This is a genomic window from Nocardiopsis sp. Huas11 (assembly GCF_003634495.1).
In the GTDB taxonomy this organism is placed as follows: Bacteria; Actinomycetota; Actinomycetes; order Streptosporangiales; family Streptosporangiaceae; genus Nocardiopsis.
On the sequence record NZ_RBKY01000001.1, the window covers coordinates 6,292,354 to 6,311,810 of the forward strand.

The window sequence follows — 19,457 nt, forward strand, 5'->3', positions numbered from 1 at the left end:
ACCGGCCGCCGGACCCGCCGGAGCACGGGTCAGTTCGCGCGCAGCGCCTCGATGACCGGGCGTTCGACGGGAGTGGGCCGCTCCGCGTCGAGGTCGAGTTCGCCCACGGGCAGCAGCGGCGGCTGGGCCATGAAGCGCGGGACGCTGCCTAGGTGTGGCTGGGCGGAGTGCACGAGGAACGGGTGGCACAGGAAGACGTCGCCGGCCGATCCGGTGGCCGACGCCTCGGGACGGCCCTCACTGGCCGAGACGGCGGCGCCGCACAGGTCCATGAACTCGCGGCCCTGGTCGCCGGCGTCGGCCAGCAGCGGTGGGACGTCGCGGTGCGAACCCACCCGGATACGGGTGGGGGCGTCGTCGGGGCCGATGTCGGAGAACAGAAAGAGCATGAGCAGCGCTCGGCCCCGCGAACGGAGGTTGACGCGGTACTCCCCCCGCGCACCGGGGAACGACGCGTCCAGATGCCAGCCGGCGTCCCCCGGATCCTCGTCGCTGGGGAAGCGCACCGGGAAGGTGCCGAGCCCGCCCATGCGCTGCCAGCGGCCCTCGCCCACCAGTTGGTCGAACGCGGTGTGCAACGCGGGAGTGGTGGCGGCCTCCCGGAACGGCGCGGCGTGGTAGCCGCCGAGGCGGACGACCGGCCGCGTCCAGGTGGCGGGGTCGTCGGGGTCGCAGCCGAGATCGGCCCACAGCATGGCGCGGCCCTGGTCGGCGAGGTCGCGGGAGAACGCGCCCCGCAGGGCGACGAACCCGTCCTCGGTGAACGCCTGGATGTCGTGATCGGACAGCATGAGTCGGTTCCCTCCTTGGTCACCGGCCACGTTAGGGAGCGCTCCGGGAGCACGACCCGACAGTTGCGGTGCACTTTCGGTCGGGAACGCCGACAGGGCACAGCGAACGCGCCTCCTGCCTGTTCTCACAGGTGGGAGGCGCTGTTCCGTGCTCAGCGCAAGTGCCCGAGACCGACCATCGCGCAACCGCCACCACGGTGGTACTCACCTCGATCTTCACGGCCGCCGACCACCCTGGCCGCGCCACTCTCACCCAGACGGCCCTAGACCGCCCCAACTGGCTCCGGGAGAACCGAGCGCCGGAATCCCAGCAGCCTGACCAACACCAACTGCCTGCCCCGGGATGCACCCCCGGGGAGGGCACGCAAGTCACCATCACCCAGGCAGAAGGACCCCAGCCTGTTTGCTCATGCTGATTCAAGGTCAAGGAGTCGGCGCGGTCAGAGTCACGACAGCATGTCGCCGGCCAGGAGAGGACATCTCGGCAACGTTTGCTGGGGGTGGCTCAACATTGGGGATCTGGTGAGGAAAGATGTGGTCGACGAGTTCGCTGAAGACTACAGACGAGAACGGGGCTGGGCATGGCGCAGCAGCTGCGTGACACGGACATCCGAAAGGTGCTAGCGGCTGATCTGCATGCCCGGTATGCCGACGACTCCCACACCTTGATCAGGCACGAGTTGGGCCTGTGCGCTGGAGAACGGCGCGTGGACGTGGCTGTGATCAACGGCGAGATGGTCGGCTATGAGATCAAGAGCGACGTGGACAGACTCGACCGTCTGGCCGATCAGGCCGAGGTCTATGGAAGAGTCTTTGACCGCATGTCGATCGTGACGACGGACCGCTACCTGGCCGAGGCCGTCGCCATGCTGCCCTCCTGGTGGGAAGTGCTGTGTATCCGCCAAGGGCGAGAAGGGGTGTCCTCAGAGCAGGTACGCGCTGGCAAGCCGAACAAGGGGCAGGACCCCTTTGCGCTCGCCCAACTGCTCTGGCGGGAAGAGGCCCTGGAGGAACTCAAAAGCCGTGGCCTGGCCAGAGGACTGTCGAAGAAGCGGCGCTGGGTCATCTGGCATCACCTCGCGCAGGCTGTGCCCGTGGCAGAACTCAGGGGTGTGGTCCGCAGGCGGCTTAAGGCTCGCCGAGAGTGGCCATTCGGCGCCTGACCACCTCAATGTGTCGGGATCTTCCTAACGCGACCCATTTGGTGGCGCTTCCGAGATTCTCGTAAGTCCGAGCACCCCTAGAAATCATCTTATCGGCCCAAGAGAAATACTCGCCTTCCCAAGACGGATCGTTCACTACAGATTCGCAGATCTCATAGAAGGTGGCGTTCGAATGCTCCGCGTGAGCCTTCTTACGATACACGATCCACTCTTCTCCCCGTGCGTACCGAAGATTGGGAGATGATGGCCAAGAAAAGGAAGTCGTTCTAAGCGTCGGGTGGTTGGTGGCGTAGTCCCCGTAGTCCAGTTCCATTCCCTGGGGAGCGTGCGAAGAAACTGCGCGCCATAGGTTCACCTCGTGCCTCGAAAGTCGATGCTCGCGATCGTATTTGAGTTCGGCGATCGAGGCGGGGAACGCTCCCGAAACCAAGGTCACGCTTCTCCACGCGCGGCGCGCGGCCCACTGCAATGCGGGGCGGGCACTGTGTGCGACTCGCTCGACCTCTCGTTCGGAACCTACCTCACCATAGTCGAGCACGAGATCGATCTCCCCGGGGTCTGCCCCGAGGTTACTAAGGAGCAATGGGATTTCGGACTCAGCTTCTGCTACATGCGGGTCTGCTTCGACAGAGCCCAAGCGCAGCAAGTAACCGCTCTGGTACTTCTCGTTGAGCCGCTTGAAGAAGTCCAAACTGGCGTAGCCATCTCCGTACCGGATGACGGGCATCAAGGAGATATTCCCCAGGGGGAAGAGCGAGTCCGAGAACTTGCCTCCGCGTTGGATTACTTCTTCCACCTCTGAGAGCGCTTCGCCCCCCGCGCGACCTCCGTCCACGGCGACAGTAATCCCACTGGGGAGCTTTTTCATATTCTCCCCCAACTTCCGGCTTCCTCCTTCCTCAGCCTCCACTACTTCTAACAAAGGAAGGATTCCTTGAAAGTCGGAGAGGTTCCACAGGGCTTCCATCTCTCCCAGTTTCCCCTTGAGGACAGGAACATATCTGACCAAGAAAGGCCCCCATTTCATCGGGAACAATATTTCCCCCTTTTAATTTTCCATTAAACATCCAGGGAGGTCTAGGGAGGCCCCGACACGGATCTCTAGCTATAGGGCCACACGAGTGTTACCTTCCTGGTTATTGAATAATCAAGAAAGGTACTGACGATGCTCGGCGGCTTCGCCCTGCTCGCCTACGCCCTGGGCGCAGCTCGGCGGCGGTTGGCCCGTCTTCCGACTCACGCCCCGTTCCAAGAAGCCCTCCTTGTCCGGGACTGGGAGCAGGCCGCGAACACCGACCCCGACCGCATCCGCGCCGGGCGGCACACGGGTGTCGATCAACCAGCCCGGGCCCCGCTGGTGTTGCTGAGAGGGGGCCGTCCGGGTGCGTGAAGCACAGGTGTAACCCGCCCCGGGCGGATGGTGAAGATGCCGGTCGGCGAGGTCTGTCCTGCACGTTCACATTCGGCGAGCGCGACCAGAACGTAAGCTCCGTCGGTGACCCCAGCCAGTACCCACTTCGGCGGCGGGGTTTGGCCGGGCTTGGGCGTGTCCATGTCGACTACGACCAGGTGGGCGGGACCGGTGGCGATGCCATGGTTGGCGTTGGGCCACTCGGCGGCTGCATCGTGGGTCCCGGCTGTCCCGTTCTCACCCGCACTCGCCCGGAAGCTGCTCGATGCCGCTGCCTCGGAGAACCGGAGCGGCCCGCTGCTGCGGCCCTTCTTCGTGGGGATGCACTTCGCCGCGCCTCGGCCGGAGGAGGCCGTGAACCTGCTCTGGTCCGACGTGAAGCTGCCTACATTCACTCGAAATGAGGATCCGGGCGAGTGGATGGCTCCCGAGGACCCCCGGGGGCGAGATCCCGTGCGAGAGGTCGCCCCGGACGTGGGGCGCCGGGGGCGGACAGCGGCCGTCAGAGGGATACCAAGCCCCAGCCGGCCACCAGAACCTACTCCAAGGCCTGGCGCAAGGCCCGGCGGGCGCCGCTGAGCAAGGACCGGCTCGACACACCCCTGGCCCGGCGCCCCTACGACCTGCGTAGTGCCTGCGTCTCCACCTGGCTGAACGAGGGAATCGACCCTCCCCAAGTGGCGAAGTGGGCGGGGCACAGCGTCGACGTCCGGCTTCGGGTCTACACGCGCTGTCTGGAGGGCCGGGAGCAGGAGGCGCGCCGCCGGGCGGCGGCCGGGTTCGAGGGCTTCTGAAACTTCAACGCGTATTCCCCGTGGCCACCCGGACGGGACCGTAGCCGACCGTAGGCACAGCGAAAGCGCCTCCTGCCTGTCTACACAGGTGGGAGGCGCTGTTTCGTGCTCAGAGGGGGTAGGCCGGGCAGGACTCGAACCCGCGACCCAGGGATTATGAGTCCACGGAGCGAGATGGCGGCGCACCCCACCTGATCTGCAACGGAGACCTCCGACCGAGGCAGCCACCCGGTTGTTTAACGCGTATTCAGCAGAGCGAACCAGCACTGCACTAGCGCGAGCAGGGCCTTGAGAGGGTCGTGGACACAGGCTCGAGTCTCTGGGCGGTTCAGGTGCGGAGCGACGGCGGTGAAGTCCGTTTCGTTCAGCAGGTGCGGCCCGTCTCGGGCCGTTGCGCCGGTGGTTGGCTCCACCGCCTGCGTCTTCTCTGTCTTCCCAACCCTTAATCACCGGGCGGTGGCCGTTGGTATGTCTAGGAAACGGCCAGGCCAGCGTGGCGAGTCCTCCCCAACCCGACTTATAGCCACAATTCAGGACAAACCGGAACGACATCTCAAGCACTGGCGAAAATCGGATACAGATGGGATCATGGTGTAAGTCAAATACTGGACACCTTTGCAGGGAAATGATATGAGCGAAGGCATATTGGCAAACCCGTTTTGGCAGGGCGTTGGCGCTCTAGCTGGCCTGGCAGCCGTGATCCTGTATTTGATTGTAGAGTTGCGCCGTCGACGCCACACAAAATCTGAGCCAGGCGCTGATATTGATGCACAGAGTTGGCACACATTCGATCTTTCTACAACTGAAGGTGAGGATGCCTTCTATAAGGAATTAGTGAAGAGCATAACGAATGCCGAAGATTGCATTTATCGTTCCGGTCGTGGATTTTCCAGAAGTCGGCATGAGCGCTACATTAATGACTTGATTCGCGCCGAAGAAACTGCATTGCGCAACGGGGTGGATATTACGCGGATTCAGTTAAGTTCCTGGGTTGATGAAGTGTGGGCGAACGCCTGTGCGGACCTCATTGAACAATACCCCGAGAATCTCCGAATGTTTGCTGACTACGGAGAAGCTCCGCTCGTAAATGTCGCTGTCATAGACGCATACGGCCCATCTCCCGTTATTCAAATCCTCTTTGAGGCTCACGAGGTGGCGCCTGGCAGACCCCGCCAACGCGGCAGTGCCGCCGTCTTTCTCCACGGGAACTCGGCTCTGGCTTCCAGTCTTCAGGGGCAGTTTGAAGAATACACACAGAGTCTCGACAGGATGACATCTGAGAGTGTCAGAAGCCTTTCTCAGGCGCCAATCTATTTTGCCTATGGTTCTAATATTTCAACGAGGCAGATGCAATCGCGATGCCCAAGTGCTCGTCGGGTGGGTACTGGATATCTTTATGGGTGGAGTAGAAGTTTCTGTGTTCCTGCGCCGCACATGAGTGGCCTTGCGGCTGGGATTCAGAGATCTGATTACGATGACTCCTATGTCACTGGCGTCGTTTATGAGATGACCCCCTCGGATCAACGTCGACTGGATGATATTGAGCGTGGAGGATACCGTCCTCAACGCGTGGGAGTAAAAGTGGACGGTACTCATCGAGATGCGTATACTCATGTTCCAGTGATTACTGAGGCCGAGAATCTGTCTGAAGTTCCGTTGCCCTACTTGGAGACGATGTTGGCTGGAGCTGAAGAGAACGGCCTGGAGGGTTTTGCTCGAAATTTGCGAAAAATCATAGAGGATGCCACATAAAGCCAGGCCACGATTTTCGATAGATTCTTATTCATTGGTTGATTTTCTGAGGACTACCTTTCTTGCCAATGGCCATACAGGATTCAATCAGGGGCCTGCCTGACCACGCCTTGCCACAAGAAGATATCGATCGCATGAACGCGGAAAACAAGGAGGAAATATACCAGGCCACCAAAAACTCTATTTCATCCCAAGGAAAGAATAACTTCTCCAGAAAAGGTGGTCGGACACCTCCACCAAACACAGGGACAACACCACGTTCGCCTTGACAATGGCTACGACCGCGCTGTTCACCACCAAGAGCGGTATGCCGGATCCGGCCCTCCTGCGAGCCGCGCTGCGGCGCTGGGCCTGCAGCAAGACCTACCGGGCGAGGGAACGCCCACCCGAGTTCGATGACGCCTTGCGATAGGTCTCCCGGCACATCCGCGCGGTCGGCGAACTGGTCGACCCGAAGGTCGCGGAGGCCGCCGGGCGTGCCAAGACCGGGAACCTGAGAAGCACACCTCCGGAGCAGCCCCATGCAACTCGCCACAGCCCCCACCCTCACCGACTGGATCGGAGCAGGCGCATCAGTCGTCGCAGCGATCGGCGGCGCCGGCACCCTGATAATTGCCCTCATCCTCATCATCAAGCAGTACAGAGCCCTGTCCGTCACAATCGACCTGTCCGGGAAGCAGGAGAAAGCTCTCGTGGCCACCACAGAGGCGCTCAACGACGAGATGGCGCACCGACGCGAGGACCGCCTACGACAAGCGGTGGAAGCTGAGGAACGACGTTGGGAGCAGGCCCGGAAAGTACGGCTACTCCCGTTCTGGGGGTGGCCAGAAAAAGGCGACACCGACCCTCTGAGTGCATTTCTCCGCCCATCGGGCCTTTCCCCTCGCGATCTAACAACTCGGTTCAAAGTCATCAATCGCAGCGACGATCGCATCCGGCACGTCATCGTCGGAGTCGACCAAGGTCCCTCGCCTTCCTGCTACTTGTCCCACTTCGAACGAAGCGCCCAAGTCATCCCGATGCCCGTTCTCCCTCCCGATGAGGAGGCCAGATTCTACTGGAAAGGGGCGGTAACGGTCTCTCCCTTGGAGGTGTTCGTGGAGTTCACCGATGGCGCGGGGGCACGCTGGCGATTGCATCACCGCGACGGACTGTCCGTGGCGCCCCGGGACGAGTGACTGATTGGCCGCTTCCCTCCGTGGGTCTGGGATAGCCGTTGTCCCGTGCTGACCTACCGAGCTCTACGATGGCGGTATGCGCGAGAGCGAAGGCATAGAGCCAGTGACGGATTCGATCTTCAATCCGGTGAATAAGGTCGAGTTCCAACGGCATGCGAGCGACGCGATCCCGCACAATGAGTCGCTGTTCCGGGAAATGGACAAGCGCACAGGAGAGGTGGAGGATCAAGTGCGCGTGGTCTCGGATGCGTTGGAGGAAGCCTCTGAGGACCCGCCCGAGGAGTAAGCGTCGGCCCCTGTTCGGAGGAGCCTCCCGTATTCTCCAATCTTCTCCCGAACCAGGGAGCAACTTGGATAGCCTGGCGGTGCGCGCGGATCCACACTGCGGGGCGGGGTGCGTGCGCGATCAAAGGGCCTCAAACAGTGGGGTCGTCTCCGTTTCTTCACCCTCAAGGATCCTCAGTGATTGAACAGATAGCCGAGCTCTTCACTGCCGCCGAGCCCGTCCTTCTCGTCATCGTGGGTGCCTTAGTCACCACCGTCAGCAACGGGATGAACGAGCGCCGGAAGCGCCGAAACGAGCTGATGGATCGCAGGCTCGACGCCCGGCAGAAGGTGATCGAGACGAAGATGGAGCGCTTCCAACACTTGCTCGAGCTTCGCCAGCAGTGCTTGGTTGTGGGTTTGGGCGCAGTGACGCGTATGAACGCGAAGGTTGAGATGCAGAGCACGGCTTCTCTCATTGGCGAGCGGAAAATTATTGAAGCCACTGCTGAGTTCACAAGCGATGCTGATAGCGGGGGTGTGGAGCTCGTAGAGGAAGCGGCTCGGCGCATTCGGGAACTGGAGGAGGGCTTGGCTGCGCCGTTGCCCGGTGGGTGGCGGCGGATGCTGAATCGCTTGCGGTGATTGGCGCCCGCGCGGGTCGGGCTCCGGGTCACAACACAGCTGCACCCCTGCCACAACACGAGGCTCTGCCTGCTCTGGGACGTGCGAGCAAGCCAGGAAGGCAGAGCCCCAACATGGCTGACGTTACCTCCAGGGCTAGCCAGTGGGGGGCTTCCCCCTGCCTGTGCTCTTCACCTTCCTAGAGAATAAGAAGACGCAGCCTCCGCAGCCTCCGCACGACGCGCAAAACTGCGCCTGGCCTGCCGACATACAGCGGAGGCTGGGCAGTCAACCCAGCCTCCGCTAGCCTCCGCAGCCTCCGCGTTAGCCTCCGCTGGACCGGAACACGATGCTGGTGCGCTCTCCATCGGAGTCGTAGTGGAGCGGCACCACGATGTCCGCTGCGGGCCCGTGCTCCTGGAGGTCACTCAGCAGAACCACACCGGCCTGCAGGACCGTGTCGGTGTTCCCGCGGTAGGACCATCGCGGTGTCATGCGCTGGAGCGAGTGCTGACGGGTGCGCATCATGCGGGATGCCTGCGGGTTTGCGAGCACGATCAAGACCCTGGGGAACCACCGGTACCGGCGCTCCCAGGCCGGGCGAATGGACAGGTCGCCGATGAGGACGCGCCGGCCCCTGGGATGGCGGCCCGGGGCGTAGTCGGCGTAGCGCCGGTACTGGTCGAGCTTCTGCACCAGGCGGTGGAGGGGCATGGTTCCCCGGTCGATCTCCAGGAAGAAGGACGTGTCCCAGCGAGTGTCGGCTTCGACGTGGACATAGTCCAGAACGGCGTCCGTGATGAGGTTGGAGTTCCGGAAGGATCTCCCGCTGCGGTAGCGGTGGGCGACCTCGGGTGTCCAGCTCAGAGGACTCAACGACAGGCCCTGGCGGCGTGCGTGGTCGAGGAAGGCCAGACCCGTGTCGACGACCGCCAGGGAGTGGCGCTGCAGTGGTCCGCGAGCGCGTGCGGCGTCCATCCGGTAGGGGCGTTCCGGGACACCGCCGTGGGCATGCGCCAGCTCCGCTCCGGCCGGGGTGGCGAACCACACGCTGTCCTCACCGCGGGGGCGGAAGACCCGGTCGGCCAGACCTACAGCACGGAGTCGGCTCAATGCCTTGCGGAGGTAGTGCGGGTGTGCGGCGTCCGGACGGAGGAGTCGCTGGATCTGCGAGGTGGTCATGAGTCGGTGATGGGTGAGGACCATCAGAACGGCGGACTGGATCGGGGTGAGCCGGGTGCGCTCGGATGCTGAGCGTTGCTGTGCTGAAGACATGTGGTCCTGTCTGTCGAGACGGCATCAACAGAAAGGTGCACTGGCACGGTGGTGAGTGTGTCTTCTCCTCATCCACCTGGGAGGTGTATGTGGAGAAGATGTCACTGCGTCGGCAACAGGTCCGCAAGCCTGACACGGCAGGCCATACAGCCGGATGGCGCCACAGCGGGCGTTCACCCGTCTGCGAGCCCTTCCAGACGCCTCCCTGCGAGCCCTGTCGGCAAGGCCAGTGCCTTTTCCTCTCAAGAAGGGCAAGCCGTCTCACGGCCAGCTTGTGACGGGCAGAAGGCGTAGCGCTGGTCTTGCCGCACTTGGCCTCGGTTGCGCACAGGGGTTGCCGAAGATCACGAACGTGCCGCGCGCGGCTCAGGCCGCTCGCTCTGGTCTCGGAGGCGGCGCTGAGTATGATGAAGGTATGAGTGAGGCGAAGAAGCGTGTGACGCTCACGTTGGACCCCGATCTCCTGGCGGTCGCCGAGGCTGCCGTGGACGCCGGTGACGCCCGATCGGTATCCGCCTGGGTGAACGCGGCCCTGGCCGAGAAGAAGCGCCGTCAAGAGCGCGCGCAGCTCCTCATCGAGCAGGACCTGGTTCAAGCTCGGGAGAGCGACCCGCAGGAGTACGAACGCGCAATGCAGTGGGCGCAGGACATCACCGACGGGAAAGAGGGCCAGGCCGCGTGATCGGTGGCAAGATCCTGACCGCGTCCGCGCTGAACGCCTGGGCGGAAGGCTCGGTCTACATGTCCGCCCTGGTCGGGGTCGCCCAACGCCGCGTCATCCCGCTCCATGTTCCGACGCTGGCGCTGGCCGCCGGCCTGCACACCGTTGCGCCTGTCCGCGCGGCCGGAGTCGAGGAGCGCTTGGACGGGCCGATCTTCACCTTCGGCCACGTCGACCGGGACATGGCGGCAGCGGTTGCACGCATCGCCACCCGTTGGCAGGACGACGGCCTGACACTGGCTGACGCCCATGTCGTCCATGAAGCGATGACCCGCTATGCCGGCTGGCCGATCGTCACGACTTCGCCTGCGCAGGAGTGGGAGCGCTATCTCCCCGACGCCCCGGTCGAGACCCTCCCCTGAACGCGGCCACGCGTCCGTGATGCTCACGGGGCTGTGGGAGGTCCCGAACTGAATCGGCTCTGAAAACCGCTCTGCTTCATCGAGTGCGCCACAGCGGCGCCACGTACCGGTCAGGGTCGATCTCTACCAGTCGGGCGCGTAGCTCTTCGTCAGAGACGTCACCCTGACCCCTCGCAGCTTTCTGAGCACCCTGCCAGCCAGAGAAAGCACAGACAGAACCAGCTCATGGACTTAACAGGCACAACGCCAGGTCGCTGATCCCCCCAATGGCTAGCACGGCAGGCCTCACCAAACTCTTGGGACGAATTGGACATTAAGATCCTGTTCCTAGGAAATACAAGAGCCCGCTGTGAAGATTCACAGCGGGCTCCTCTAGAACTCAGGTCAATCAGCTTCTAGCACAACTACCCCACCCTGGTCCGAGATGAAGTAGCGTGCCTGGGGATCAAGTTCCTCAAGCGTGTCCCAACGAATCACGCGATCCGCGTAACGGACCCCCCAGCCGTTCTGTCCCACCCGCCAATGTGTGCCGTCGTACCAGATTGGCCGCTGGTCACCGACCGCTAGTGTGAGCTCGTGCGGTTCTTCGGCGAAGGGGTGCACTCCTGCCACTGAAGCACCGTGCACATGGTGAACGGAAATACCCGGTTCCGCTGCAACGGATTCCTCAGCAGGACCATGGACGGTCGTATGGATAGTGATCACTGGGCACTCCTTGCAGACGCTCTAGTCCTAAATTCGAAGAGGGCTCCACTATTTCTCCCAGGGATGCGCATAGTCCGCAGATGCACCCATCCTCGTTCCCTGTAGTATCTGTGAAGCCCTGCATTGGTAGCCCAGGCATCCAGTCGGACCGCTTCATACCCCAGGGTATAAGCCCGCTGGACCGCCCAGTCCAACACCCACTCTCCGACTCCTGGCACACGCCCTGCCAGCTTACTTAGGTACAACGAAGGCACCTTCTGCTCATCAGGTGTCCAAAAATCTGGGTCGGCTCTTTCATTCAAAGAAACGGTGGCAATGAGATTCCCAGCTGCGTCATGAACAACGAATGTCTCGCCCCGCTCAATCATGGGGAGCATACGTTCTGAGTTCATCCAACCGGGACGCCACTGACTGATACCGCGCTCCCTCAGTTGATCCGCAGCGTAGTTGAGGAGATCGACAACGCCTTCCGTGTCCTCAGGCGTCGCAGAACGGACCTTCCACTGAGTCATGCTGGCAGCTCGTAGATCAATTCGATCGTATCGCCCGGCCAGGTATGCCGACTGACCTTCACAGGTCGATCACCTACATAGCCAATGCGGTGTTGGACCAGCACCGAAACGCCCGCCCCGATACGGAGCTTACGAGCTTCCTCAGGTGTCGGTGGCCGCCAACGAAGATGGTCACGGTAACGCGTCTGAACGAGACCGCGCTCCGCCATTAGGGCCACAACTCCTTGTGGCACGTCTGCCGGATCCAGGATCTCGGCCACCTCTTGCACGATGTTCATCGGATAGTAGGTGTCGGCCAGGTTGCTCGGCTCACCGTCCAACGTGCGCAAGCGCCGCCGCACCGCAACTGACTCTCCCTCGTTGAGACCAAGGTAGCCAGCGATCTCCGAGTCAGCATGAACAACCCCGACCTCGATCTGCTGGCCCGGGACACGCCCGTGTTCTTGGCTATCACTCACCCACGCGTCGACCCCCGCAGCCTTCCGGTGATCGATCTGCTCACTCCTGCTGGCATGGATCGGCAGGATCCTCAGATCCCGGACGCGACGGCCCGCTCGGGTGCTCCCAGGGGTGATCAGCCCTTCGGTGACGAGCTGCTCCAAGGCCCGTACAGCGGTACCTCGGCTGATCTGCTGATCGCGAGCCAGGTCCCGCTCCGTCGGAACCAACTCCCCAGGCGCCAGGTCACCTGACCTGATCTTCTCACGCAGCAGCTCTGCCACCTGCGCGTATAGCGGTGGCTCACGAAGCGTCATACCCGTCTCCCCTGCCTGGTCCGATCTTTGGCCTAGTCCAAACGTAGCAAACGCTTGACGCCTGGCCACCTCGCATGCTTCTATTTGGACTAGGCCAAACAGTCCAACCATTTGGCCTAGGGAAATATTCCCTGGTGTTCGGTAGCGGACTCCGTGTCACCCCAGGTGAGACGTGTGGAAGCCCGGAGCACATGAGCTTTCACAAGCCCTTGAGGCACATAGCGCGCAAGCCCTGACCCCACCCCGAGCAGACAAGGGGCGGCGATGGGAAGACGTGGCCACGGCACCTCGACAAGGGTGCGCCGCCGGCAGAGGCCGGCGGCACGGAATGGCCGCGCACCACACGCACCCCCCGGGTGCCTGTCCCGCCCCACCGACCGCCACCAAGCGGCCGCCGGGGCTGAGGCAGGGACCGCAGGGTCCAACTCCCGCTTGACCAGCGCACCCACGAGAACGAGAAGGAGACACCCATGTCCGAGACCACCCTCACCCGCCCGACGCCCATCACCGACGAGGACCTGGCCGACATCAAGGCGGCCGCCGAGATGGCCTCTACCGCCCGCCGGGTGGTGCTCATGGCCCGGCTGTGCCGGTCCGGAGTGATCCTGCACGTCCACGGCTTCCACATCGGCGAGGCCCGCGACCTGGTCGCCGCCGCTGGCTACACCGTCCGCGTGGTGCAGGAGCGCCTGGTCGTCACCGGCGCGATCGACCGCCTCGCCCTGCTGGTGGCCGAGCGCGACCGGCTCACCGCCGAGATCGCCGCCCTTCAGGCCGAGACGGCGGTGGCGGCCCGATGAGCTGGTTGCACCGCTCCTGCACTGAGCAGATCCGCGCCCTGGAGGGCGAACTCCGCGAAGCCCAGCGCCGGGAGGTCGACCACACCCTGGCGGCCGCGGCCCTGCGTTCCGAACGCGACCGGGCCCAGAGCGAGCGCTGGGACGCGGCAGGGGAAGCCGAACTCCTCAAGGAGAAGCTCGACACAGCCGCCGACCGCGAGACCAACCTGCGCACCGAGATCTACGACCTCCAGTACCGGGTCGCCGAACTGGAGCAGGTCGCCGACGAACACCGACAGGTGCTGGAGGCCCGCCGTCGGCGGGCCGCCGAACACGCGCTCGGAGGTGCCTGGTGCGGGCCCAGCCACAACTCCTCCCACGGCCGCGCGCTGGTCGCCCAGGCGCTCATGGCGCTGCCGCTGGAGGCCTACGACGTCAAGGTCACCTACTTCTACGACGACGTCTACGACGAGTGGATCTGGCAGCTCGACGGAAAGCCGGTGAACACCGACTCCGGGTTCTCCTATACCTCCGCAGTCGACGTCCTCATCGGCCGCTACGGCTTCACCCACCAGGAGCTGGACTCCATCTGCGAACAGGCCAAGCGCGCCCAGCGCGCCCGTCGAGCGCCCGCCTGATCCCGCCCCCTGGGGTGCCCGTCCTCACCGGCCCACCCGGTGGGGTCCGGGGGACCACCAGGGTCCACACCGCCTACCACCCGCGAAGGAGAGCACCGGATGGACGAGGACTTCTACGGCTACGACCTGGAGCACGCCGACATCGACGACGAGGACGGCGGCCTGGCCCTGACCGAGGAACTGACGGCCGACGTCGGCCCGCTCTGACCAGACCCCCACACAGCAGTGAGCCCCGCCCGGGATTGCGGCCCTGGCGGGGCTCTCGCACATCCACCCACCTGCAAGGAGAGATCAGATGTACGAGGACGAGCCTACCTTCGACGAACTGGCCCAGATCGAGGCCACCGAGGTCGTGGCGGCCTACTCCCCGACCTTTTGGGACACCGACGCGGCCGAGCAGGTCAGCACCGACCCCTACGACCACCCCTCCTGGGACGTGCACGAGGCGCTGACCGGCGAGGACGGCTGGGACGACCCGGCCGACGCTGTCGAGATCCGCGAGCTGTTGGCCGACGACGTCCGCGTGGTGCCGCTGGTCGATACCCCCACCGCCCGGCCGCTGGTGCGTGACCTCGACCAGGTCCTGGTCCTGGTCCTGGTTCCGGTCGACGGGTCCGGCCTGTGGCCCGCCGGCGACTCCGCGGAGCGGGAGGTGTGGGCCGCATGAACCGCCTCAAGCGTCTGACCGCCCGGATGGCCCCGCCCACGCACTGCGGCACCCAGATGAGCTGGGACGTCTTCCGCGCCTCCTGGGTCTGCCACTGCGGAGCCGCCAGATGAGCGACCTGGAGTTCCACATCTCGAACTGCACCGCCTGCCAGCGCGGGCTGGCCTGCCGGACCCGGCAGATGATCGGCGGCCTGCGGGCCGCCCTGGCCGACTGGTGGTGGGGCCGGTGACCGGCTTGATCATCGCCGTCGCCGTGTTCGTCACGGTGGCGCTGCCCGTGTTCCTGGTCGCTGCCACCGGCGGCCCCGTCACCGTTTTCGCCGAACACGACCTTCCCGAACCCGCCCGCCACCCGCGCCGTGCCCCGAAGGAGGGCTGACCGTGAACCGCAACAAGAAGAAGGCGCCCCGGACCGGGGTGCCCGCCCCTGAGGCCGACCCGGCCGTGGACCTGACCGAGGTCGTGTCCGCCTACGCCGCCCAGGCCGAGGCCGCCGACGAGCTGGCCGAGGTCGACACCACCCACCTGGACACCCCCTACGCCAACCCCAACGCCGTGGCCACGCTCAACACCGAGCGCACGGCTACCGCCCGCGAGCGCATCCAGCTCGACTTCGAGCGCGAGCGGCTGACCGCCCGCGACGACCACCAGGTGCTGCTGGACCAGATCGCCCAGCGCCGCCACCGCGCCACCGCGGTGACCGCCCGTTCCGAGCGCGCGGTGGCCGAGGGCCTGGCCGACGCGGACGAGGCCACCGCACAGTTGGCCACGATCCGCGAGTTCGAGCGCGAGGCCTCCCCGGCCGCCGCCGCGACCGCGCTGACCCGCGCGGTCCGCGGCTGGCGGCGCGAGGAGTTCGTCAACGCCATCGTGGGCAGCGCCTTGAGCGCCGTGGGTATCGCGGCGCTGCTGGTCGCCGTCACCTCACTGACGTGGTGGACCGCCCCGCTGGTGGCGGCCGCCGCCGAGGTGGTGCTGACCATGCGGGTGGTGCGGCTGATCTCCCAGCGCGCCACGCTGGCCGAACACCACAAGGGCCAGGCCCTCTCCAAAGAGGGCAAGTCCGCGCTGGTGTTCATGGGACGGCAGATCATCGCCCTGCTGGCCGTGAGCGTGCTGCTCAACCTGGCCGGTCTGGTCGTGGCCACCGGGTGGCTGGGACTGATCGGCGTGCTCGGTGCCGTTGCGGCCGCCGTGGCGTCCTGGTCGGCGGCGCGGGTCTCGGTCGCGGTCACCGAGACGGTGCGCTCCAACGTGCAGGCGTGGCAGGGCGGCGACTGGGAGCGGGCGCGCGAGGAGCTGCGCACCCGGGCCGCCGGCGCGCACATCCCCACGCCCGAGGAGGCGCCCGCGGCCCCGACCGGCCCGGCCCGCCAGGAGCAGACCGAGCAGGACGAGACCGAGCGGGTCCGCCGGATCCTCGCGGGCCTGGCCGACGAGCAGATCGCCGCGCTCGCGGACCGGGGCACCGACGCCCTTCAGGCGCTGCTGGACCGCACCGCGCCCGCGACCGAGGACCGGCCCGGCCCTGCACGCTCTGACCTGCGCGAACTCGCCCCCGGCGAAACCGTGGACGAGCACGGTTCTGCTGGGTCCGACCTGGGAGAACACCCCTCCGATCCCGCTGAGGAGGCGGTGAACGGTTCTGCCGGGTCTGACCTGGGAGAACACTCCTCGGAGTCCGCTCCGACCGACGCGGCTACCCGGGCGGCCGCAGAACGGGCCGACCAGCGCCGCGCGGACGCCCTGACCCTGTGGGGGCAGGGCTACTGCGCTCCCGAGATCGCTGCCCAGATGGGCCGCGACAAGCGCACGGTCCGCGGCTATCTGGTCGACCAGGGCGTGACCGCCGCCGACATGGACCAGCGCATCCGCGACCGGGTCGCCGCCTACATCGAGCGCCACGGTGTGGCCGTGCAGACCCGGGCGATGGCGGCCGACCTGCACCTGACCCGCACCGAGGCCAAGACGGCGCGCGAGCGCCTGGCGGCCGACGGCATCGAGGTCTACGCCCCGCAGCAGTGACCGAACACCCGGCCCCCGCATGGGGGTCGGCGCCCCGCTCCGGCGGGTGCGCACATCCCCTTCCGGCCCGTTCTGCGGGAGGGGATGTGCGCACTACTCCGGCGTCGGCGCGGCCGGTACCGCGAGACCTTCAGTGTCCGCGCGTGAGAGCCCGCCTGCCACCACCCACACGAGAGGAGAGACCCGGTGGCCAGCCGCTTCTGGGATCCAGACGGCACCCCCGAGGGGCCTGGCGACCCGCTACCAGCTCCGGGCTCTGGGGCTGCGGCCCGGCGGCCAGGAGCCCGCCGCGCAACTCGCCTGGCCGTCCCGGTCGCGCTGTGGCGGGGCCCGTGACGGCTACCGCGTGGCCTGGCTCTACTACGTGCACCTGGCCCGGCCGGTGCGGGCGATGACCCCGGCCCGCGAGCGGGCCCTGACCCGGGCGCTGCTGGCCCGGCACACCTGCCGCGACTGCGGCGAGATCCACCCCTACTGCCTGCCCACGTCCCTGGGTCGGGTCTGCCCGCCCGGGACCGGATGCGACGCCGCCCCTGCGGTGGTCGCCTGACCTGCACACACGCTCACAGATGGGAGGGGCCGATGGTCCCGCCGAACACCACCACTGGCCGCGCCCCGGCGCGCGGCCGCCGTCCCCAGGACGCCCCGCGCTTGTCGGCGGTGCCCTCGGGCCCCGCCCCGAGCCCGGAGAAAGACGCCGCGGCCCCGGCCGGGCTGCCCGACGCGCTGGCCAACGCGGTCCTGGGCAACCAGGGCACGCCCAAGGCGCCCGCGGCCCGCACGGCCGAGCCCGCACCGCAGCGCACGGACCAGCCCGCCGCGCGGGTGCCGCCGCCCGCTCCCGAGCGGGACCAGGACGCGCAGCCCACGGCCCCCGCCGCCACCCCGACCAGCGCAGACACCCCGACCGAGACCGCGAAGGAGACCGCCTTGGTCGCCGTGGAACCGGAGAGCCGCAGCGCCGCCGACGCTGAACGCGCCATCACGTGGCTGGGGGTGACCTACCGGCCCCCGGACATCTGGCGCGAGCGCCAGCCCTGCCTGAAGGAGGAGTGGGACTTCGTGATGAAGGGCGACCACCTGCCCGGGCAGGGCCCGTGGCGGGCCGCCGCCCGCGGTTACGCCGTACCCGCGATCGGGCTGATCGGCGTCCTGCACTTCCTCATCTGGATCCTGCGGTCCCCGGCCCGCCAGGTCACCGCCTGGGTGGTGGCCGTGCTGATCGCCGTATCCGCCGCTCTCATGCTCTGACCTGCACACACACCACCTTGAAAGGAGTCTTCATGTTCACCGTCGGCGCGATCCTGTGCCTGGCCCTGTTCTGGTTCCTGCGCCGCAAGGCGCACTGGCTCATCTCCGGGTTCTTCGCCGTCTTCGGCGGGGCCCTGTTCGCCTTCTCCTTCCTGGGAGGGTGGGCCACCGCCCTGATCACCTGGGTCCTCGGGTTCGTCCTGGGGCTGTTCCCCGAGCCCATCTCCCCGGCCTCGGTGCTCGCCGCCGTCGCGGTGTTCTTCGTGGTCATGGTCGGTATCGACGTCTGGCGCGACCGCCGTCTGGACGAGGGCGGCCAGTGGGCGGCGATCTGCCTGCCGGTCGTGCTGCTGGCCGCCGGCGGGTCCGTGGGCGGGGTCGGCGGGTCCGTCGTCACCTCCCTCGCTGACGCCGGGACCGGCATCTTCGGCCCGCTGCTGGGGTGGTGAGCCGATGGAGATGCTGATCCTGGCCGCCATCGCAGCCTTCGTGGTCAAGAACGCCGCTGTGGACACGGTGGCCATGGCCACCGGCAAGACCCCGCCCTCGCACGCCTACCGGATGGCCCGCCTGAAAGAGCAGGCCGCACGTGAGCGCCGCCGCCTGGCCGCCGACCCCGACACCCGGGGCGGGCTGAAGATGGTGGCCCGCCACTGGTACCTGGACGCATGCGAGGACGTCGACCACTGGCGGGCGCACCGGCACCAGACCAAGCCCGAGCGCAAGGCCGCACGTCAGCGCAGGCGCGCTGAGCGGGCGCGCCTGATCCGGGAGTGGGCCGAGCGGCACGTCCCCGACGTCGGCGACGAAGACGCCGACGGGATCGTCGACGCCGAGATCGTCGACGAGACCGACGAGTTCACCCCGCCCGAGGCCGGGGAGCCGCGGCCGCACGCCGAGCGCCGCCGCTGGCGGCACACCACCACCGAGCAGGTGTACGAGGAGGAGGCCGACCGCCCGGCCCCGGGCTCGGACGTCGTGCTGCTGAACCCCGATGAGGAGACCGTCAAGCCTCCGCTTCCGCACCGGCGCATGGTGCTGATGACCATGCTCGCCACCGCGGGATACGCCCCCGACACCGAGGCGATCGGTGCGATGACCTCCGAAGAGGTCGACGGCGCGATCGCCGCGCTGATCGCGCACGAGCGCGCCACCCGCACCGCCTCCCACTGACCCTCACCCCAACCCCGGGGCCCGACCAGCACGGTCCGGCCCCTGACCTTCCACTGAGAGGAACACGCCCCAAGGAGCGCACTCGGCAACGGCAACACCGTGGCCGCCAACGGCAACTCCTCGCTGCGCTACAGCGACGCCTCCGGCCTGGACGCCCACGCCCAGACCATCACCGGCATCGGCTCCCTGGTCCAGCAGGGCAACCAGATGCTGGAGATCGTCGAAGGCCAGATGCGGGCCGCCGACATGGGCGAGTCGGTCACCTCCGAACTCGCGACGCTGCGCGACATCGGCACCGCCTACATCACCCAGACCATCAAGGCCCGGGCCGTCCTGGAACAGGTCAACCGGCACGTGCAGGAGGCCTACGAGAACAGCGGCGGCCAGGCCGCCGACAAGGGCTACCAGCTCGGCGGTCGCTGACCCCCAGGCGCCGTTCCACGGGCCGCTCCCGCACGCGGGGGCGGCCCCCTTCATGCCCGTTTTCGGTGACTGAACGTGATGAGACAGCGGTGAGGCAACGACCGCTGTTGTCTCATCACGCTTGCCCCCGAACGCGAACTATCGACCGATTTTCTGTGAGACAAACCCCGGCTGAGACCCCCGATACCGGGG

General features: G+C 66.2%; 25 protein-coding genes. 19 read left to right on the forward strand and 6 right to left on the reverse strand.

Annotated features, from left to right (window positions below; translation table 11 throughout):
- Window positions 1-29 precede the first annotated feature (29 nt).
- Window positions 30-791: a phytanoyl-CoA dioxygenase family protein gene (locus tag DFP74_RS28370; protein WP_121186400.1), complete on the reverse strand. Its 762-nt coding sequence runs from the start codon at window positions 789-791 to the stop codon at window positions 30-32.
- A gap of 581 nt (window positions 792-1,372) precedes the next feature.
- Between DFP74_RS28370 and DFP74_RS28375 the strand changes: the two genes are divergently transcribed.
- Complete coding sequence (locus DFP74_RS28375; protein WP_147453921.1) at window positions 1,373-1,954, forward strand: sce7726 family protein; 582 nt, start codon at window positions 1,373-1,375, stop codon at window positions 1,952-1,954.
- Here the strand turns inward: DFP74_RS28375 and DFP74_RS28380 are convergent.
- Both DFP74_RS28380 and DFP74_RS35265 read right to left on the reverse strand, forming a co-directional pair.
- On the reverse strand, window positions 1,920-2,981 hold the full coding sequence (locus DFP74_RS28380; protein ID WP_121186402.1) for a beta family protein: 1,062 nt from the start codon (window positions 2,979-2,981) through the stop codon (window positions 1,920-1,922). The genes DFP74_RS28375 and DFP74_RS28380 overlap by 35 nt on opposite strands.
- A 308-nt stretch (window positions 2,982-3,289) precedes the next feature.
- Complete coding sequence (locus DFP74_RS35265) at window positions 3,290-4,063, reverse strand: bifunctional DNA primase/polymerase (RefSeq protein ID WP_370013441.1); 774 nt, start codon at window positions 4,061-4,063, stop codon at window positions 3,290-3,292.
- A 726-nt stretch (window positions 4,064-4,789) separates the two neighbouring features.
- Between DFP74_RS35265 and DFP74_RS28390 the strand changes: the two genes are divergently transcribed.
- The 5 genes from DFP74_RS28390 to DFP74_RS28405 all read left to right on the forward strand — a co-directional run bounded on the left by DFP74_RS28390 (window position 4,790) and on the right by DFP74_RS28405 (window position 7,998).
- Window positions 4,790-5,911, forward strand: a complete 1,122-nt coding sequence (locus tag DFP74_RS28390) for a gamma-glutamylcyclotransferase family protein (RefSeq protein ID WP_121186404.1) — start codon at window positions 4,790-4,792, stop codon at window positions 5,909-5,911.
- Window positions 5,912-6,176: 265 nt separating this feature from the next.
- Window positions 6,177-6,323: a hypothetical protein gene (locus DFP74_RS34040; protein ID WP_199725803.1), complete on the forward strand. Its 147-nt coding sequence runs from the start codon at window positions 6,177-6,179 to the stop codon at window positions 6,321-6,323.
- A 109-nt stretch (window positions 6,324-6,432) separates the two neighbouring features.
- Window positions 6,433-7,089 carry a hypothetical protein gene (locus DFP74_RS33350; RefSeq protein WP_147453923.1) on the forward strand — a complete coding sequence of 219 codons (657 nt, stop codon included), beginning with the start codon at window positions 6,433-6,435 and terminating at the stop codon, window positions 7,087-7,089.
- A gap of 76 nt (window positions 7,090-7,165) precedes the next feature.
- Entirely contained in the window at window positions 7,166-7,375 is a 210-nt protein-coding gene (locus tag DFP74_RS28400) for a hypothetical protein (protein WP_121186405.1), read from the forward strand.
- Window positions 7,376-7,551: 176 nt separating this feature from the next.
- Window positions 7,552-7,998 (forward strand): hypothetical protein, encoded by a 447-nt coding sequence (locus DFP74_RS28405; RefSeq protein ID WP_121186407.1) that lies wholly within the window; start codon window positions 7,552-7,554, stop codon window positions 7,996-7,998.
- A 303-nt stretch (window positions 7,999-8,301) separates the two neighbouring features.
- Here the strand turns inward: DFP74_RS28405 and DFP74_RS28410 are convergent, their stop codons facing one another.
- Entirely contained in the window at window positions 8,302-9,252 is a 951-nt protein-coding gene (locus tag DFP74_RS28410; protein ID WP_121186409.1) for a replication-relaxation family protein, read from the reverse strand.
- Window positions 9,253-9,667: 415 nt separating this feature from the next.
- Between DFP74_RS28410 and DFP74_RS28415 the strand changes: the two genes are divergently transcribed.
- Window positions 9,668-9,934 (forward strand): hypothetical protein, encoded by a 267-nt coding sequence (locus DFP74_RS28415; RefSeq protein WP_121186411.1) that lies wholly within the window; start codon window positions 9,668-9,670, stop codon window positions 9,932-9,934.
- On the forward strand, window positions 9,931-10,335 hold the full coding sequence (locus DFP74_RS28420) for a hypothetical protein (RefSeq protein WP_121186413.1): 405 nt from the start codon (window positions 9,931-9,933) through the stop codon (window positions 10,333-10,335). Before DFP74_RS28415 ends, DFP74_RS28420 begins: the two co-directional genes overlap by 4 nt.
- A 384-nt stretch (window positions 10,336-10,719) precedes the next feature.
- Here the strand turns inward: DFP74_RS28420 and DFP74_RS33355 are convergent, their stop codons facing one another.
- Window positions 10,720-11,040, reverse strand: coding sequence for a hypothetical protein (locus tag DFP74_RS33355; RefSeq protein WP_147453924.1), 321 nt, complete (start codon window positions 11,038-11,040; stop codon window positions 10,720-10,722).
- Between the two features lie 508 nt (window positions 11,041-11,548).
- Window positions 11,549-12,307: a GntR family transcriptional regulator gene (locus DFP74_RS28425; protein WP_158613070.1), complete on the reverse strand. Its 759-nt coding sequence runs from the start codon at window positions 12,305-12,307 to the stop codon at window positions 11,549-11,551.
- Window positions 12,308-12,777: 470 nt separating this feature from the next.
- On the opposite strand from DFP74_RS28425, the gene DFP74_RS28430 reads away from it, so the two are divergent.
- The 11 genes from DFP74_RS28430 to DFP74_RS28470 all read left to right on the forward strand — a co-directional run bounded on the left by DFP74_RS28430 (window position 12,778) and on the right by DFP74_RS28470 (window position 19,265).
- Window positions 12,778-13,107: a hypothetical protein gene (locus tag DFP74_RS28430; protein WP_121186417.1), complete on the forward strand. Its 330-nt coding sequence runs from the start codon at window positions 12,778-12,780 to the stop codon at window positions 13,105-13,107.
- A complete protein-coding gene (locus DFP74_RS28435) occupies window positions 13,104-13,724 on the forward strand; it encodes a hypothetical protein (RefSeq protein ID WP_121186419.1) in 621 nt (206 codons plus the stop codon). The genes DFP74_RS28430 and DFP74_RS28435 overlap by 4 nt, the downstream gene beginning before the upstream one ends.
- A gap of 295 nt (window positions 13,725-14,019) precedes the next feature.
- Window positions 14,020-14,391, forward strand: coding sequence for a hypothetical protein (locus DFP74_RS28440; RefSeq protein ID WP_121186421.1), 372 nt, complete (start codon window positions 14,020-14,022; stop codon window positions 14,389-14,391).
- Window positions 14,392-14,500: 109 nt separating this feature from the next.
- A complete protein-coding gene (locus DFP74_RS35005; protein WP_255499661.1) occupies window positions 14,501-14,623 on the forward strand; it encodes a hypothetical protein in 123 nt (40 codons plus the stop codon).
- Entirely contained in the window at window positions 14,620-14,772 is a 153-nt protein-coding gene (locus DFP74_RS34045) for a hypothetical protein (RefSeq protein ID WP_199725804.1), read from the forward strand. Before DFP74_RS35005 ends, DFP74_RS34045 begins: the two co-directional genes overlap by 4 nt.
- Window positions 14,773-14,774: 2 nt before the next feature.
- Entirely contained in the window at window positions 14,775-16,418 is a 1,644-nt protein-coding gene (locus DFP74_RS33660) for a hypothetical protein (RefSeq protein ID WP_158613071.1), read from the forward strand.
- Window positions 16,419-16,437: 19 nt separating this feature from the next.
- Window positions 16,438-16,968 (forward strand): RRQRL motif-containing zinc-binding protein, encoded by a 531-nt coding sequence (locus DFP74_RS35090; RefSeq protein ID WP_305037068.1) that lies wholly within the window; start codon window positions 16,438-16,440, stop codon window positions 16,966-16,968.
- A 32-nt stretch (window positions 16,969-17,000) separates the two neighbouring features.
- Complete coding sequence (locus DFP74_RS28455; RefSeq protein ID WP_121186423.1) at window positions 17,001-17,669, forward strand: hypothetical protein; 669 nt, start codon at window positions 17,001-17,003, stop codon at window positions 17,667-17,669.
- 32 nt (window positions 17,670-17,701) lie between these two features.
- Window positions 17,702-18,118 (forward strand): hypothetical protein, encoded by a 417-nt coding sequence (locus DFP74_RS28460; protein WP_121186425.1) that lies wholly within the window; start codon window positions 17,702-17,704, stop codon window positions 18,116-18,118.
- A gap of 4 nt (window positions 18,119-18,122) precedes the next feature.
- Window positions 18,123-18,842 (forward strand): hypothetical protein, encoded by a 720-nt coding sequence (locus DFP74_RS28465; RefSeq protein ID WP_121186426.1) that lies wholly within the window; start codon window positions 18,123-18,125, stop codon window positions 18,840-18,842.
- 99 nt (window positions 18,843-18,941) lie between these two features.
- On the forward strand, window positions 18,942-19,265 hold the full coding sequence (locus DFP74_RS28470; RefSeq protein WP_121186428.1) for a hypothetical protein: 324 nt from the start codon (window positions 18,942-18,944) through the stop codon (window positions 19,263-19,265).
- Window positions 19,266-19,457: the final 192 nt, after the last annotated feature.

Coding starts and splice junctions, on each gene's coding strand:
- DFP74_RS28370 (WP_121186400.1), bottom strand. CDS start 791: ATGCTGTCCGATCACGACATCCAGGCGTTCACCGAGGACGGGTTCGTC.
- DFP74_RS28375 (WP_147453921.1), top strand. CDS start 1,373: ATGGCGCAGCAGCTGCGTGACACGGACATCCGAAAGGTGCTAGCGGCT.
- DFP74_RS28380 (WP_121186402.1), bottom strand. CDS start 2,981: ATGAAATGGGGGCCTTTCTTGGTCAGATATGTTCCTGTCCTCAAGGGG.
- DFP74_RS28390 (WP_121186404.1), top strand. CDS start 4,790: ATGAGCGAAGGCATATTGGCAAACCCGTTTTGGCAGGGCGTTGGCGCT.
- DFP74_RS33350 (WP_147453923.1), top strand. CDS start 6,433: ATGCAACTCGCCACAGCCCCCACCCTCACCGACTGGATCGGAGCAGGC.
- DFP74_RS28400 (WP_121186405.1), top strand. CDS start 7,166: ATGCGCGAGAGCGAAGGCATAGAGCCAGTGACGGATTCGATCTTCAAT.
- DFP74_RS28410 (WP_121186409.1), bottom strand. CDS start 9,252: ATGTCTTCAGCACAGCAACGCTCAGCATCCGAGCGCACCCGGCTCACC.
- DFP74_RS28415 (WP_121186411.1), top strand. CDS start 9,668: ATGAGTGAGGCGAAGAAGCGTGTGACGCTCACGTTGGACCCCGATCTC.
- DFP74_RS28425 (WP_158613070.1), bottom strand. CDS start 12,307: ATGACGCTTCGTGAGCCACCGCTATACGCGCAGGTGGCAGAGCTGCTG.
- DFP74_RS28430 (WP_121186417.1), top strand. CDS start 12,778: ATGTCCGAGACCACCCTCACCCGCCCGACGCCCATCACCGACGAGGAC.
- DFP74_RS28435 (WP_121186419.1), top strand. CDS start 13,104: ATGAGCTGGTTGCACCGCTCCTGCACTGAGCAGATCCGCGCCCTGGAG.
- DFP74_RS28440 (WP_121186421.1), top strand. CDS start 14,020: ATGTACGAGGACGAGCCTACCTTCGACGAACTGGCCCAGATCGAGGCC.
- DFP74_RS35005 (WP_255499661.1), top strand. CDS start 14,501: ATGAGCGACCTGGAGTTCCACATCTCGAACTGCACCGCCTGCCAGCGC.
- DFP74_RS35090 (WP_305037068.1), top strand. CDS start 16,438: ATGGGGGTCGGCGCCCCGCTCCGGCGGGTGCGCACATCCCCTTCCGGC.
- DFP74_RS28455 (WP_121186423.1), top strand. CDS start 17,001: ATGGTCCCGCCGAACACCACCACTGGCCGCGCCCCGGCGCGCGGCCGC.
- DFP74_RS28460 (WP_121186425.1), top strand. CDS start 17,702: ATGTTCACCGTCGGCGCGATCCTGTGCCTGGCCCTGTTCTGGTTCCTG.
- DFP74_RS28465 (WP_121186426.1), top strand. CDS start 18,123: ATGGAGATGCTGATCCTGGCCGCCATCGCAGCCTTCGTGGTCAAGAAC.